The organism is Pseudomonas umsongensis (genome assembly GCF_002236105.1).
Lineage (GTDB): Bacteria > Pseudomonadota > Gammaproteobacteria > Pseudomonadales > Pseudomonadaceae > Aquipseudomonas > Aquipseudomonas umsongensis.
The window spans coordinates 236,495-249,566 of the sequence record NZ_NIWU01000007.1 but is presented as its reverse complement, the minus strand read 5'-3'; the positions used below and the strand labels follow the sequence as shown (position 1 = coordinate 249,566).

Here is a 13,072-nt window from a genome sequence, read left to right as displayed (position 1 = left end):
AGTTAACCCAAATCCAAGTAGTGCAGTTCCACACGCAACCTCAAAAAGGTTGCGTGCCCCCCTTCGCCCTTAGAAAGGTAAATATTAAATGAAAGCTTTATTGGTACTGGCCCTCAGCAGTCTGTGCGCAACCGCCATGGCAGACGAGGCCCAGACTGATGTCGCGCAGCAACAACCGGCCATCGAGGATTACACTTACTCGATGCACCTGGACATCGCCAAAGTTATTTCAATGAGCGAAGTTCCCAATGTATGCGAAGTTGTCCCGATGAAAATGGAATATGACGACTCCAAGGGCCAGCGCCATATCCTGCGTTACAGCGTCATGGGTAACGGCTGCTCCAGCGGCTGATTGACTGCGCCGAATCCGGCCCACTCAGCCGCGTGCTGAAGGTCGATTCCAGCCCGGCTAACGTCGGGCTCAGTTGTGTCTGGACTGGTCAAAAAACGCCCACAAACACAAGATGTAGTAAAAAAGGCCACTTTCTGCTTACTTTTTGAACAAAACCGATACCCCGCCATTTTTACGAAAAAAAATCTTCACCCGCCAAAGCCCTGTAAACCCTCGCTCCGACCGAAAAACCCGCCCTCTCGACCGTGCCATGCGCGGATTCGCCCCACCACGACCGTGAAAATTTCCATATAATGCGGCCTTAAACGGGCCTGCAATATCCCCTTACAGGGATGAAAAGCCAGTCTGAAGCCCCGCAGCAGCATTCGATGCTGATTTGCGCCCATCAGTGGCTCTCGGAACCCCGTACAAAATTATGTTTATTTGCCTGCGTAGCACCGCTGCAAAAAACGATATCCAACGCGGCCAGCACCGCCGTGTGAAAAAACCAACCCTTCAATTTTCACACGGGCACACTGGCCCTCACGCAGGAGACGACACGTCATGCTGAGCTGGGACGAATTCGACAAAGAAGACACGGAAGTAGTAGCCAAGAGCGCCAACGCCGGCCACGCCACCGAAGCCAACATGGACCGTCTCGACAGCGCCGGCGGTGCCGCCGCCCTGGAAGCTCGCGCCGTGACCGCGTCTGACTCCGCTGCCGTCGCCCGCGCCAAGGCTGCCCTGGATTCCCTCGACGTCGCCGAAGGCCTCGCCGAACTCGAAGGCGCCTCCGCCCGTGTCGCTGTCGATGAAAAGCGCATGATCAACTGCCGTGCCGACCTCAACCAGCTCGTACCCTTCAAGTACGACTGGGCCTGGCAGAAGTACCTGGACGGCTGCGCAAACCACTGGATGCCGCAAGAAGTCAACATGACCGCCGACATCGCCCTCTGGAAAAACCCGGAAGGCCTGACCGACGACGAGCGCCGCATCGTGATGCGTAACCTCGGCTTCTTCTCCACCGCCGACTCCCTGGTTGCCAACAACCTGGTCCTGGCCGTGTACCGCCTGATCACCAACCCGGAATGCCGCCAATACATCCTGCGCCAGGCCTTCGAAGAGGCGATCCACACCCACGCCTACCAGTACTGCATCGAATCGCTGGCCATGGATGAAGGCGAAATCTTCAACATGTACCACGAGATCCCATCGGTCGCGAAAAAAGCCACCTGGGGCCTGAAATACACCCGTTCGATCTCCGATCCGAAGTTCGAAACCGGCACCGTCGAAACCGACAAAGAGCTGCTGCGCAACCTGATCGCCTACTACTGCGTCCTGGAAGGCATCTTCTTCTACTGCGGCTTCACCCAGATCCTCTCCATGGGCCGCCGCAACAAAATGACCGGCGTCGCCGAGCAGTTCCAGTACATCCTGCGCGACGAATCCATGCACCTGAACTTCGGCATCGACGTGATCAACCAGATCAAAATCGAAAACCCACACCTGTGGGACGCCGAAATGAAGGAAGAAGCTTCGCAGATGATCCTGCAAGGCACCCAACTGGAAATCGAATACGCCCGCGACACCATGCCTCGCGGCGTGCTGGGCATGAACGCGGCGATGATGGAGGACTACCTCAAGTTCATCGCTAACCGTCGCCTGTCGCAGATCGGTCTGAAGGAAGAGTACCCAGGGACGACTAACCCGTTCCCTTGGATGAGCGAGATCATGGACTTGAAGAAGGAGAAGAACTTCTTTGAGACTCGGGTTATTGAGTATCAGACTGGTGGTGCGCTTAGCTGGGATTGATTCCAGAGCTAGCCGCGATTTGACGAGTTGAATCGGCAAATCGAACATCTAAAAGCCCTCGACTTGTTCGGGGGCTTTTTTATGGGTTAGGAAAACTCCATTCGATGGGCTAGATAATGCATCGGTAGGATCTTCTGTAAGAAACGCCGCTATTTCTTGTAGGAAAATTCGTAGACAGCCGTAGTGGCCACTCAGTATCGTCCGAGGGTTTTCAACTCTCGGCGATTCTATGAGCGAAACGATAAAAGACAGCGACTGGAGCGTTTCAGAGATCAGGGCCGCGGTGGATGCCTATCTAAAAATGCTCGCGCTAGAGCTAAGCGGCCAGAAATTCGTAAAGACTGTAGAAAATCTTGCTCTACGCGAAGCCTCCTTACCCACCCGCACCAAAGGCTCCGTCGAATTCCGGATGCAGAACATCTCTACGGTACTGATGAAGATGGATCGAGAATTCATCAAGGGGTATAAGCCTGCCAAGAACGTTGGTTCGAATGTTGAGCAGTTAATTCGAGCAGCGCTCACCGAACGAGGCGTTCAGCCCGGCGACCCCACCGCTCCGACAGCTGATGAACAAACGCTAGAGCGACGTGCTGCTGCGCTTCAAAAGCAAAAGATCAAGGAGCCGCCAAAAGGTATTAAAAAACCGAAACGAGCAGCAAGCTCTGGCACAGTCTATGTGCGTGATCCCGAGGTGCGAGCGTGGGTGCGAAATGAAGCCGAAGGTCATTGCGATGGCTGTGGCGAACCTGCTCCGTTTCAAAAACTTGGGTTGCCTTATCTGGAAGTCCACCACGTTAAGCCCCTCGCCGAAAAAGGCTCGGATCAAGTCACCAACGCCGTAGCACTCTGCCCGAACTGCCATCGTCGTTGTCATCATTCGAGCGACAGTGAGGAATTCACCGCTTCGCTTTACAAGAAGGTCACACGGCTGATTCCCGAGTAATCGAACTCTGTAGCGAGGTAACTTGCCGATGCAAGGATCAACCCTCCGTCCATGTCTGCATTACTGCAATGGCTCGAGCGCTTGCCGAAGTCGATCCTCCAGCGCCCATATCTCCCGCTTCACCTCCATGCGCCGCTCACGGGCGGCTTGAATGCGAGACTCGTCAAGGCCAGCGTAGCGGCGTAGCCAATGAACGATCATTTCCTCATCAGGGTGGTAATAGTCCTTGTGGCCTTTACTCCCTCTCAGGGTGTCATTCATATCACTGTCGAAACGGCCAGCCGCGAATTCATCCGGGGGCAACGTGCCCCATTCGGCGGCGCAATCCTCGAATACCCAGGAAATCTCATTGAGGTGTTTTTGCGCACCGCGATGCCCGCGTTTGTAAAACACCTGCTCGCGGCAACTCTCAAGGAAACGCTCCATCATCGGCTCGTCATCGACCCATTGAAGGATGTCGTGCTGGCCCGCATGGCGGACCAGGCCGTTTATCCAACGCTCGGCAAAACGATCAACAAAGCCTTCCACATCGGCTTTTTTCGCGTTCGCGAAAATCATGCAGTACCGGGTTTGCACATGGATGACGAACAGCACGTGCTTGCGTTGAACGGTAATCGCGTGGACCAGCCACTGTTCGGCTGACGCATCAGGCGCATCGTCCTCAATAATGGGCGATGGTGGTTTACCCACCGGGGAGATTTTCTTGCCTTTGTGCACACGACTGAAAAAGTTGCTGGCGGCTTCGGTGCAATTGAAGATCAACATCCTGGTTCTCTGGTAGAAGGCGGGTGATAGCGGTTGTCAGTCCTGCTGCACGATCTCATCTGCCCATTCAATCTCATAGGGCTGGCGAACCACGTCAGCAATCTCTTCCCGCGCCGCTTCGCTGAGGACCGACAGCTCTGCATCGGTCAGCAAGTCGTGCCTGACCATCATTCTCAAAGCCATCAGTGCGCTAGAGCGACTGTAAGGATCGAAAGTCCGGACGATGTCTTTATCCCGGTCGCGCATCAGCCGATAAAGCATCCCATACCTGGCTTGAGCCGAAAGCGCACCATGCTCAGTGATGGTCTTGGCATCGGCCAACACACCCTGGCAGAAACGATCGAGCGCCAGCTTGCGCAGTTCCTTGAACTTCTTCCAGTCGCTTTCGATGATGGACATGAGCATTACCCCTGCGAAGGATCTTTGACGAAGTAAAACTCATTCTTGCTGAAAATTCCTGTCGCATTCAGATCAACACTCTCCATCCCGGAGAACACCATGGCCTCTCGAGTGATGAAAATCACCTTGAAGCGTATCGCCCTTTTCCAATTCTCCCCGGCTCACTGCGCCCAAGCCGAGCGATTGGGGCAGAAAGTGGCATCCAACATGGCACTCAGATAGAGATGAACCCTGAGCAGCTTCAGACGCTGGCGATCGGGCTTCCCTGGCAGTGCCTTTGGTCTGACAGAGCGATCCGTATGCATATAGAGAAATGGATGACATACATCGATCAGCAGATCGGGCAGAGTCATCGCCATGATTCCTACTCCCCCTGAAAGACGTCCTCACTCGCCTGCCCACACTGCGGGCGGGTGAAATTTAGGGGCTGCTACCACACCTTTGGCAACAGGCTTATTTATGCAAGACCAGATGCCTGGCCGCTTAGGGAGTCATAGCATTCTGGCTTAGACAAACTTGAGGGTTACCTTTGATCGCATCCCATCTTGAGTTCATTTACTACATATCATGGACAGTTGTATTTATCCTCGCATTACTCAGTGAGGCAGTGTTTTTATTTGTTGCCTATTTTCGGCTTGATCAGATGGAGAATCACTTCATTGTTTCGCATCTTGTAGGTATCAATCGAAAAACAGTGGGAAATACTCCACGGGGAAGGATGAAAAGGGTAAAGCTGATAGGAGAATTAACTGGCCATTACGCACTTTTCACGATGCTGGACCCGTATGTATTCATGGAGGCTGAAATTTTACCGGAACACTTGAAGAAATGGTTGAAAGTACCGGGATACATCATGCGGATCGCGCTGACTGGAGCAGTCCTACTCCTACTTTGGTACGGATTCGAGTGGCTGCGCGCTACCGCTTCGAAACCGATGACCGACCCAAAAATGCTCTGCGTCGCCATATTGATAACGTGTTTTATCCTGGCGCTGCTGGCTTGCCTCGCACGGGTCTGCATCAGTTTTTTCAAACTGGATGAGCTTGAGTCGCTCCTCGAGAACTCCTACTTCGTCGATCGCAACCGACGAGTGATGGGTAACAGCCTGTATGGCCGCTATTGTCGCTTGTCACACCTATCGACCATGCTTTTGTTAGACGTTGATTTTTTATCGAAGTGTGATCCATTTGCAATGGATGAACTCGCTCGCTTTCCCCTCTCCCTACGACGATTACTCACTATTCCCAATCGGATGCTAGCCTATTCGATCGTTGGTTTTGGCGTGTTCTTGCTCTGCGGAAATCTCCTTGGAATAATTGCTTAGAATACGGATGCGGCGAGCTGTAGAAGATGGTCTGTTACTGGCAAAACGCGGTGTCCTTGAGTGCATCGCGAGCAAGCTCGCTCCTATGTACGATCACCTTCGCATCCTCCACTATCACGATCACTCGATTACTACTGCTTGAAAGCAGGTGTCCGCCGTGAAAGTTTGCTCATAACAATACGCCAAAGCCAGAAGCCCGGCGTCGCTCCTGCGAGATCCGTAGAAGTAAACCAACGTACTCACAAGGGGACGTACTACTGTCTGTGCCCCGGCGCACCGGCCTTGCTCCAGCAATGGGCAGGTTGTGGCTGGAATAGTCAACGGCTGTCTTTAGATTGGAGTATTTGCCCGTCAATTACTTGAACGTCACCAAAAGGTAGGTAATCGTCATCCCAGTTAGAGTGACGATCACACCCACTACATAAATGACCAGAAGACGTTTCAGGTGAGGTGGAAAGTTCTCGATATCCTCAGAGGCCACTTTGCCATAGCGGATGTAATCTTTCGGCCACACCACCATGCCGGCAATTGTAGAGACCAGCACAAACCCGCCAAACCAGCCCTAGCTCCGCCATCCTGGCCCCCAAATGTAAATGAAGCGACTATTTTTCAAGGATTCCATCATGGCATCCAGATGACGGTGGCTAAGGTACAAGCAGTAAGCGGTGTTCACAGCACCCAGCAGAATTGGGCCGCCGGCAACAATTATTGCAATCCACGGAGACCAAGTGTCGATGCTGGTCATTGCTGTTTTATTCCAAATATTTTCTCACCTACGTATTCGTTCGCTATTCCACCACTTTCTGCCCCCTCCATGCACCACCCCCTACCAACGCGGCATAGCAAACAACGCCCCCACTACATGTCGAAAACCAATAATGTTGATACACAGAAATATCTTGTGCGCGACACTCACGCTCATTTCAGGGCCTCGTAAATTATTTCGCCAGCTTTTTCCCGTCTTAAGCATCATCTAACCACTACACATCAAAACACCTAAGTTTCAGAGCTTGCAGTTTGGTTCTCGGGAACTGGCTAGCCTTAAAACAGCCAGCTACCGAGCACACACAACATAAATCCACAGCCACATCACTTGAGCACTCCTGACTCCCATAATGATACTAAAAATACCAAAGTGGCGAGCAACCCTATTACACTCCATTGCAAAACAATTAATTTTCGCCTGCATGGATGTGGAAATCTTTCTATATCTTCAGCACTGACCAGACCACGCTTCACAAAAAATCGAGGGAACGTGACAACACTGGCAATACCGCCGATCAACTGAAGTTTCCCAAAAGGTCCTGTATGCTTGTGCGTATCGACAGTAATCAGCGACGAGCTGTTTTTGAAGTACGCCGATAACTCTTCACCCTTTGTGTACCCAAGGTATAGTGCAATCCCAATCCAAATATAGATACCAAGGAGCACCACCCCACAGAAACCACCTACAATTAATTCGGCCGTCGTCATCTCGCATACTCGTATATAACCTCCCCGATTATCTCACCGCCCTTTCCGCCATATACGCCGCCTGCATAAGAACCGACGCCAACCACGACGATACTGCATGCCAATGTACCTAGCCCGCCTGTAGGCACCCCCAACCCAATGCAGAGTGCACCGACAACGGGGGCCGACAATATCGCGCCTGCAGCTACACCACCGCCGATACCCCCGGCAAAGGCCCCTGTTTCAGTAAACCTGACTCGTTCGCAAGCCTCGGTATTTCCAGCCGCACACACATCCTGCACCTTCATGGCCGATGCTCCACCGCCGACGGCAGTACCCAACCAACCACCGTATTTGACGTATTTAGAAGCCTTCGCCACACCTTCAAGATGGGTGGCATGACCCGGTATTTGCCCCCCGGGACTGGCATTGGTCCAGTGGTGGACCAAGCTTTGGCTGGAAATACCCAACATTTTTTTCAAGTTGATATGGTCAGGGAATCCAATGCCCTTGCGGGTCAGTGCCGTCATATGGCTGTTCAGTTGTGCGAGCAGACGCTGGCGCTCTGCAAAGAACGTTGGCGAGCGCAGATGCCCATCTCTTTGCAGCGTATTCGTTTGCAACGCTTCAATATCCCTCAAGGCATTGCCTACATTGTCCAGGTTGTTCTTGAAAACGCTCGCGCCAATACCAATAGCGTTCGAGCCATAGGTCAGGAAAGCCTGGATGACATCACGGTGTTGCACCATGAAATCCGCTTCTTCAGGGCTAAGCGTTTCAATGATCTGGTTGGTCTTGGCTGCCACATCCATGAGCAGGGCTTCTTCACGGGTGCACTGGTAGTTGCTGGGGTCGCTCAGCACGATCATCTCGCCGGCTTTGACGTCGCGCAGGTTAGGGTTGAGCAGCTTGAATTTGCCCATCACCGCCGGGTCACGCAGGGTGAACAAGGAGGCTTCGAGCTGTTCGCGGGTGGTGCTCTTGGGCACGATGTAGAAGCCTGGTTCCTGGGCTGCCGCACCGCCCAGGGGCACTGGCTTGGGAGTGCTCGACGCAGACGCGAAACCGGCTGAGCGTGGCGCTGCCGGATTGCCGGCGAGAGGTGTGGTCGGTTGGGGCGCGGCCCTTGTGGTCTGGGGCGCAGCACTGCTACGCGACTCATAAGTGGCGGTAAACACCGAGGGGATCAACCTGGCTCTGCACGGGCAAGTGCTGAAGCTGTCCAGCGAGCCCGCCACGATCCTGCCATGACTGTTGATGTAGGAGACGCCTCCCACGATGGTGTAGGTTTCGTCGTTCTTGCCGCAGGAAACCTGGTCGCCTTCACGGGCATGGGCGATGCCAAACATCATGACCCGTGTGTCGGCCTCCAAAACCTGGCCACCGCAAGTGGTCTTGTCACCCAGGCGAATGAAATGTCCTTGTCCCATTGTTGATTTCCCTCTCTGCTGGCGCCCCAGATAGCGCACCACTGTTAACGATCGATAAGCCGACTCGGGGTGAGTGGCTTAACGGAAAGTACGTGGACAGAGGGGAAACTCAAGACGGTCTAGAAAATCAGGAAAGATCCCACAAGCCATGCAGAAAAAGGCGACAAAAATGGAGATGAGAAAATACCCATTCGTGCCGGGTTCGTAAAAATTCAAAAAATGGACATTCAAAACAGAACATCCTTTGTCCCATCATCTCCTCGGTTGCAAACCATCCTGGCTGATTCAGCATGTGTGTTGGATGGGCTGGCGCTTTCGCGGGCAAGCCCGCTCCCACAGGGGTTGCGGTGGGCTGTCGGGCATTGTTCGGCCCCAGTGTGTGAGTGAGGTTTTGGTGCATCTTCGGCATTTAGGGTGATTGGGATTTGGGCCGACAGCTCGCTCAATCCGCGCGACTCAGAGAGGTCCACAACAACTGCGCCGCATACCCCCGATACGGCCGCCATCCCTCAGCCCTCTCCAACAACTGCCGAGCCGTCACCGCCCCACCCTCCAATGCCGCCAACGCATTGATCAACCCCACATCCCCATTCGGCAACCCATCCATTTCCCGCAACTGCCGCAACGCAATGTACTGCGCCGTCCAGTCGCCGATGCCATACAACGCCAGCAACCGCGCCACCCCGCCGTGCCGACCGGGTTCAAACAACAGGGGATCATCGATCACCGCCTGGGCCACGCCAGACAGCGTACGGCCTCGGCTTTTCGGCATCCCCAATGTCGCAAGGTCCGCCGCCGCCAGCACCGCCGCTTCGGGAAACACATGGGTCAGGCCACCGCGCGGCGAGCTCAAGGGTGTGCCGTATTGCGCCACCAGCTTCCCGGCCAGTTTGATAGCCGCGCCCACGGTAATCTGCTGCCCCAACACCGCGCGGATCGCCAGTTCCAGTCCGTCCCACGTCCCCGGTACGCGCAGCCCTGGGCGGTCTGTAATTAGTCGTGCCAGCAGTGGGTCAGCCGACAGATGCTGTTGCATGCTGATCAGGTCGGCATCCAGATCAAACATCCGCCGCAGCCTGGCGACAATCTCGGGCACTGCGCTGGCGTCGGGAAAGTCCAGCGTCAGTTCCAGTGAGTCCGCCGTCGCAGGCCCGATAGCGAGCGTGCCGTGGACCCCGTTCAAGCCGATGCTGCGTGAGTAGACGTCGCCGATCACTTCTTCCATTCCAGTGATCGCCCGCGCCGACAGAAAACCCAACATCGCCGGCCAATCGTAGGGCGGCTGGAACGCCAGCAGTAACTTCACAGGCTGAGCACTCCGCTGTACAGCGCATACGCCGCCAGTCCGGCAGCGCTGATGACACAGGTAAATATGCCCTTCTCGAGGGTGGTGAACAGCGGTTTGCCCTGTTCATGCCTGGCCTTGGCGAACAGGATCACGCCGGGCGCGTAGAGCAAGGCCGAGAGCAGCAGGTACTTCACGCCGCCGGCATATAGCAACCACACCGCATAACTCAGGGCGATGCCGCCGATCAGCAGGTCCTTGGTGCGTTCGGCGGAGGCGTGTTCATAGGTTTCACCGCGACCGCTCAGCAGCACCGCATAAGCCGCCGACCACAGATAGGGCACCAGGATCATCGATGAAGCGAGGTAGATCAGGCTGGTGTAGGTGCCGGCGGAAAACAGGGTGATCAGCAGAAACAGCTGAATCATCATGTTGGTCAGCCACAGCGCATTGACCGGCACATGGTTGGCGTTTTCCTTGGTCAGGAATGCCGGCATGGTCTTGTCCTTCGCGGTGGCGAACAGGATCTCCGCACACAGCAATGCCCAGGACAGCAACGCGCCCAGCAGTGAGATCCCCAGGCCGATACTGATCAGCAACGCGCCCCACGGGCCGACAATATGCTCAAGCACCGAGGCCAGCGACGGGTTCTGCAAGGTGGCCAGTTCCGGCTGACTGAGGATCCCCAGCGAAAGCACGTTGACCAATACCAGCAGCGCCAGCACCCCGAGAAAACCGATGACCGTGGCCCGGCCCACATCCGCGCGCTTCTCCGCCCGCGCCGAGTAGACACTGGCGCCCTCGATGCCGATGAACACGAACACGGTGACCAGCATCATGTTGCGCACCTGGTCCATCACGCTACCGAAACTCGGGTTGCTGCGGCCCCAGATGTCCCGGGTGAAGATGTCCGCCTTGAACGCCACGGCGGCGATCACGATGAACATGATCAGCGGCACGATCTTGGCCACGGTCGTCAACAGGTTGATGAAAGCGGCTTCCTTGATCCCGCGCATCACTATGAAATGCACCGTCCACAGCAGCAAAGACGCACAGGCGATGGCGGTCGGGGTGTTGCCTTCGCCGAACACCGGAAAGAAAAACCCCAGGGTGCTGAACAGCAGCACGAAGTAGCCGACGTTGCCCAGCCAGGCGCTGATCCAATAACCCCAGGCCGAAGAGAAGCCCATATAGTCGCCGAAACCGGCCTTGGCGTAGGCGTACACCCCCGAGTCCAGTTCCGGCTTGCGATTGGCCAGGGTCTGGAAGACGAAGGCCAGGGTCAGCATGCCGACGGCCGTAATGGCCCAGCCGATCAGGATCGCCCCCGCATCGGCCTTGGCCGCCATGTTCTGCGGCAGGGAAAAGATCCCGCCGCCAATCATCGATCCGACGACCAGGGCGATCAGTGCGCTCAGGCGAAGCTTTTGCGTCGATTGCGACATGGCGGCGTCTCCAGTTGCCAGGGGCGGCCATTGCCGCAAGATCGTCACATAACCTGCGTTAACTAAATGGATGAAGCGTAATGACGTTTATTGGATAACGCCAACAAACGCCCATCCAAGTGCCAGATAAAACCCAATAGGCATCGATATATTTTTTTGCTTTATACAACTTTTTTGATAAGCCAATTCCGTTCTGAGAACCCTCCGCGAAAATTTGCGGATTGGTAAAAAAGGGCTAGCTTCATAAGGCGCAAGGAATGCGAAAAAGTTTCAACAAAAATTCAACGAAGCCTCTGGGACAAGCATTACAGGCATTAGCTTTGTATGAGCGATCTTTTGGTTATTCACAATGGAATGTCGACCTGCACTGATCTGAGTCAGTCCGCTCAATGGCGGGCGGACCTAGTCTGTTGCCTCTCTTCTCCTGCAATGGAGTCATGCAATGTCTGAAACTCCCGGAAAACTGAAACTCGGCGCGCTGATTGCCCTGGTCGTCGGTTCGATGATCGGTGGCGGCATCTTTTCCCTGCCGCAAAACATGGCGGCCAGTGCCGATGTCGGCGCCATTCTGATTGGCTGGGCGATCACCGCCGTCGGCATGCTCACCCTGGCCTTTGTCTTCCAGACCTTGGCCAATCGCAAGCCCGACCTGGATGGCGGGGTCTACGCCTACGCCAAGGCCGGTTTCGGCGACTACATGGGTTTCTCTTCGGCCTGGGGTTACTGGATCAGTGCCTGGCTGGGCAACGTTGGTTACTTCGTCCTGTTATTCAGCACCCTGGGTTACTTCTTCCCGGTGTTCGGCGAGGGCAATACCGTCGCCGCCGTGGTCGGTGCGTCCGTGTTGCTGTGGGCCGTGCATTGGCTGGTACTGCGGGGAATCAAGGAAGCGGCATTCATCAACCTGGTGACCACGATCGCCAAGATCGTACCGCTGATACTGTTTGTGCTGATTACGATTTTCGCCTTCAAACTGGAGATCTTCACCGCCGACATCTGGGGCCTGAAGAATCCGGACCTTGGCAGCGTCATGAACCAGGTGCGCAACATGATGCTGGTCACCGTGTGGGTGTTCATCGGCATCGAGGGCGCGAGCATTTTCTCGGCCCGGGCGGAAAAACGCAGTGATGTGGGTAAGGCCACGGTGATCGGGTTTATCACCGTGCTGCTGATTTTGGTACTGGTGAACGTGCTGTCGCTGGGCATCCTGACCCAACCGGAACTGGCCAAGCTGCAGAACCCGTCGATGGCCGCCGTGCTGGAACACGTGGTGGGTCCTTGGGGGGCGGTGTTGATCAGCGTCGGCCTGATCATCTCGTTGCTCGGAGCCCTGCTGTCGTGGGTGCTGCTGTGTGCGGAGATCATGTTCGCCGCAGCCAAGGATCACACCATGCCGGCGTTCCTGCGCAAGGAAAACGCCAACCAGGTACCGGTCAACGCCCTGTGGCTGACCAATGCCATGGTCCAGATATTCCTGGTCATCACGTTGTTTTCGGCCAGCACCTACCTGTCGCTGATCTACCTCGCCACTTCGATGATCCTGGTGCCTTACCTGTGGTCGGCGGCGTACGCCCTGTTGTTGGCCGTGCGCGGCGAAACTTACGAAGGCGCGGCGAGCGAGCGTCAGAAGGACCTGTTCATTGGTGCCGTGGCCCTGATCTATGCGGTCTGGCTGCTGTACGCCGGCGGCATGAAATACCTGCTGCTCTCGGCCCTGCTCTATGCGCCCGGCGTGATCCTGTTCGCCAAGGCCAAGCTGGAACTCAAGAAACCGGTTTTCACCAACGTCGAGAAGCTGATTTTCGCCGCGGTGGTCGTCGGCGCCCTGGTGGCGGCCTACGGTCTCTACGACGGCTTCCTGACCCTGTAACACGACTGATTTGCCA

The 13,072-nt window shown here is 55.4% G+C and carries 12 protein-coding genes and 1 pseudogene; 6 read left to right on the top strand and 7 right to left on the bottom strand.

Features of this window, described 5'->3' with window-relative positions; all coding sequences use genetic code 11:
- Nucleotides 1–88 precede the first annotated feature (88 nt).
- The 3 genes from PSUM_RS27085 to PSUM_RS27075 all read left to right on the top strand — a co-directional run bounded on the left by PSUM_RS27085 (nucleotide 89) and on the right by PSUM_RS27075 (nucleotide 3,086).
- Nucleotides 89–352 (top strand): DUF2790 domain-containing protein, encoded by a 264-nt coding sequence (locus PSUM_RS27085; RefSeq protein WP_008058016.1) that lies wholly within the window; start codon nucleotides 89–91, stop codon nucleotides 350–352.
- A 543-nt stretch (nucleotides 353–895) separates the two neighbouring features.
- On the top strand, nucleotides 896–2,143 hold the full coding sequence (locus PSUM_RS27080; RefSeq protein WP_020800276.1) for a ribonucleotide-diphosphate reductase subunit beta: 1,248 nt from the start codon (nucleotides 896–898) through the stop codon (nucleotides 2,141–2,143).
- A 229-nt stretch (nucleotides 2,144–2,372) separates the two neighbouring features.
- Complete coding sequence (locus tag PSUM_RS27075) at nucleotides 2,373–3,086, top strand: HNH endonuclease (protein ID WP_083349671.1); 714 nt, start codon at nucleotides 2,373–2,375, stop codon at nucleotides 3,084–3,086.
- A gap of 60 nt (nucleotides 3,087–3,146) precedes the next feature.
- On the opposite strand, the gene PSUM_RS27070 is transcribed toward PSUM_RS27075, so the two are convergent.
- Both PSUM_RS27070 and PSUM_RS27065 read right to left on the bottom strand, forming a co-directional pair.
- Complete coding sequence (locus PSUM_RS27070) at nucleotides 3,147–3,851, bottom strand: DUF6933 domain-containing protein (protein WP_083349672.1); 705 nt, start codon at nucleotides 3,849–3,851, stop codon at nucleotides 3,147–3,149.
- 36 nt (nucleotides 3,852–3,887) lie between these two features.
- Complete coding sequence (locus PSUM_RS27065; RefSeq protein ID WP_083350187.1) at nucleotides 3,888–4,250, bottom strand: hypothetical protein; 363 nt, start codon at nucleotides 4,248–4,250, stop codon at nucleotides 3,888–3,890.
- A 99-nt stretch (nucleotides 4,251–4,349) separates the two neighbouring features.
- Between PSUM_RS27065 and PSUM_RS31595 the strand changes: the two are divergent.
- Nucleotides 4,350–4,436: pseudogene (locus PSUM_RS31595) on the top strand (XRE family transcriptional regulator); the annotation flags it as partial.
- On the opposite strand, the gene PSUM_RS31895 reads toward PSUM_RS31595, so the two are convergent.
- Nucleotides 4,412–4,609, bottom strand: a complete 198-nt coding sequence (locus PSUM_RS31895) for a hypothetical protein (protein WP_162276360.1) — start codon at nucleotides 4,607–4,609, stop codon at nucleotides 4,412–4,414. The pseudogene PSUM_RS31595 and the gene PSUM_RS31895 overlap by 25 nt on opposite strands.
- Nucleotides 4,610–4,779: 170 nt before the next feature.
- On the opposite strand from PSUM_RS31895, the gene PSUM_RS27060 reads away from it, so the two are divergent.
- Nucleotides 4,780–5,574 carry a hypothetical protein gene (locus tag PSUM_RS27060; RefSeq protein ID WP_231989889.1) on the top strand — a complete coding sequence of 265 codons (795 nt, stop codon included), beginning with the start codon at nucleotides 4,780–4,782 and terminating at the stop codon, nucleotides 5,572–5,574.
- A 1,089-nt stretch (nucleotides 5,575–6,663) separates the two neighbouring features.
- Here PSUM_RS27060 and PSUM_RS27050 read toward each other — a convergent pair.
- From PSUM_RS27050 to arcD (PSUM_RS27035), 4 genes are all read right to left on the bottom strand, one after another.
- Nucleotides 6,664–7,047 carry a hypothetical protein gene (locus tag PSUM_RS27050; protein WP_083349673.1) on the bottom strand — a complete coding sequence of 128 codons (384 nt, stop codon included), beginning with the start codon at nucleotides 7,045–7,047 and terminating at the stop codon, nucleotides 6,664–6,666.
- Nucleotides 7,044–8,456 carry a PAAR domain-containing protein gene (locus PSUM_RS27045; RefSeq protein ID WP_083349674.1) on the bottom strand — a complete coding sequence of 471 codons (1,413 nt, stop codon included), beginning with the start codon at nucleotides 8,454–8,456 and terminating at the stop codon, nucleotides 7,044–7,046. Before PSUM_RS27045 ends, PSUM_RS27050 begins: the two co-directional genes overlap by 4 nt.
- A 442-nt stretch (nucleotides 8,457–8,898) precedes the next feature.
- The gene (locus PSUM_RS27040; RefSeq protein ID WP_083349675.1) at nucleotides 8,899–9,762 is read right to left on the bottom strand and encodes a DNA-3-methyladenine glycosylase family protein; all 864 of its coding nucleotides are present in this window, start codon (nucleotides 9,760–9,762) and stop codon (nucleotides 8,899–8,901) included.
- Entirely contained in the window at nucleotides 9,759–11,186 is a 1,428-nt protein-coding gene (gene arcD, locus PSUM_RS27035; protein ID WP_020800267.1) for an arginine-ornithine antiporter, read from the bottom strand. Before arcD (PSUM_RS27035) ends, PSUM_RS27040 begins: the two co-directional genes overlap by 4 nt.
- A gap of 442 nt (nucleotides 11,187–11,628) precedes the next feature.
- Here arcD (PSUM_RS27035) and arcD (PSUM_RS27030) point away from each other — a divergent pair, with 442 nt between their 5' ends.
- A complete protein-coding gene (gene arcD, locus PSUM_RS27030; RefSeq protein ID WP_020800266.1) occupies nucleotides 11,629–13,056 on the top strand; it encodes an arginine-ornithine antiporter in 1,428 nt (475 codons plus the stop codon).
- Nucleotides 13,057–13,072: the final 16 nt, after the last annotated feature.

Coding starts and splice junctions, on each gene's coding strand:
- PSUM_RS27050 (WP_083349673.1), bottom strand. CDS start 7,047: ATGACGACGGCCGAATTAATTGTAGGTGGTTTCTGTGGGGTGGTGCTC.
- PSUM_RS27085 (WP_008058016.1), top strand. CDS start 89: ATGAAAGCTTTATTGGTACTGGCCCTCAGCAGTCTGTGCGCAACCGCC.
- arcD (WP_020800266.1), top strand. CDS start 11,629: ATGTCTGAAACTCCCGGAAAACTGAAACTCGGCGCGCTGATTGCCCTG.
- PSUM_RS27065 (WP_083350187.1), bottom strand. CDS start 4,250: ATGTCCATCATCGAAAGCGACTGGAAGAAGTTCAAGGAACTGCGCAAG.
- PSUM_RS27070 (WP_083349672.1), bottom strand. CDS start 3,851: ATGTTGATCTTCAATTGCACCGAAGCCGCCAGCAACTTTTTCAGTCGT.
- PSUM_RS31895 (WP_162276360.1), bottom strand. CDS start 4,609: ATGGCGATGACTCTGCCCGATCTGCTGATCGATGTATGTCATCCATTT.
- PSUM_RS27045 (WP_083349674.1), bottom strand. CDS start 8,456: ATGGGACAAGGACATTTCATTCGCCTGGGTGACAAGACCACTTGCGGT.
- arcD (WP_020800267.1), bottom strand. CDS start 11,186: ATGTCGCAATCGACGCAAAAGCTTCGCCTGAGCGCACTGATCGCCCTG.
- PSUM_RS27075 (WP_083349671.1), top strand. CDS start 2,373: ATGAGCGAAACGATAAAAGACAGCGACTGGAGCGTTTCAGAGATCAGG.
- PSUM_RS27080 (WP_020800276.1), top strand. CDS start 896: ATGCTGAGCTGGGACGAATTCGACAAAGAAGACACGGAAGTAGTAGCC.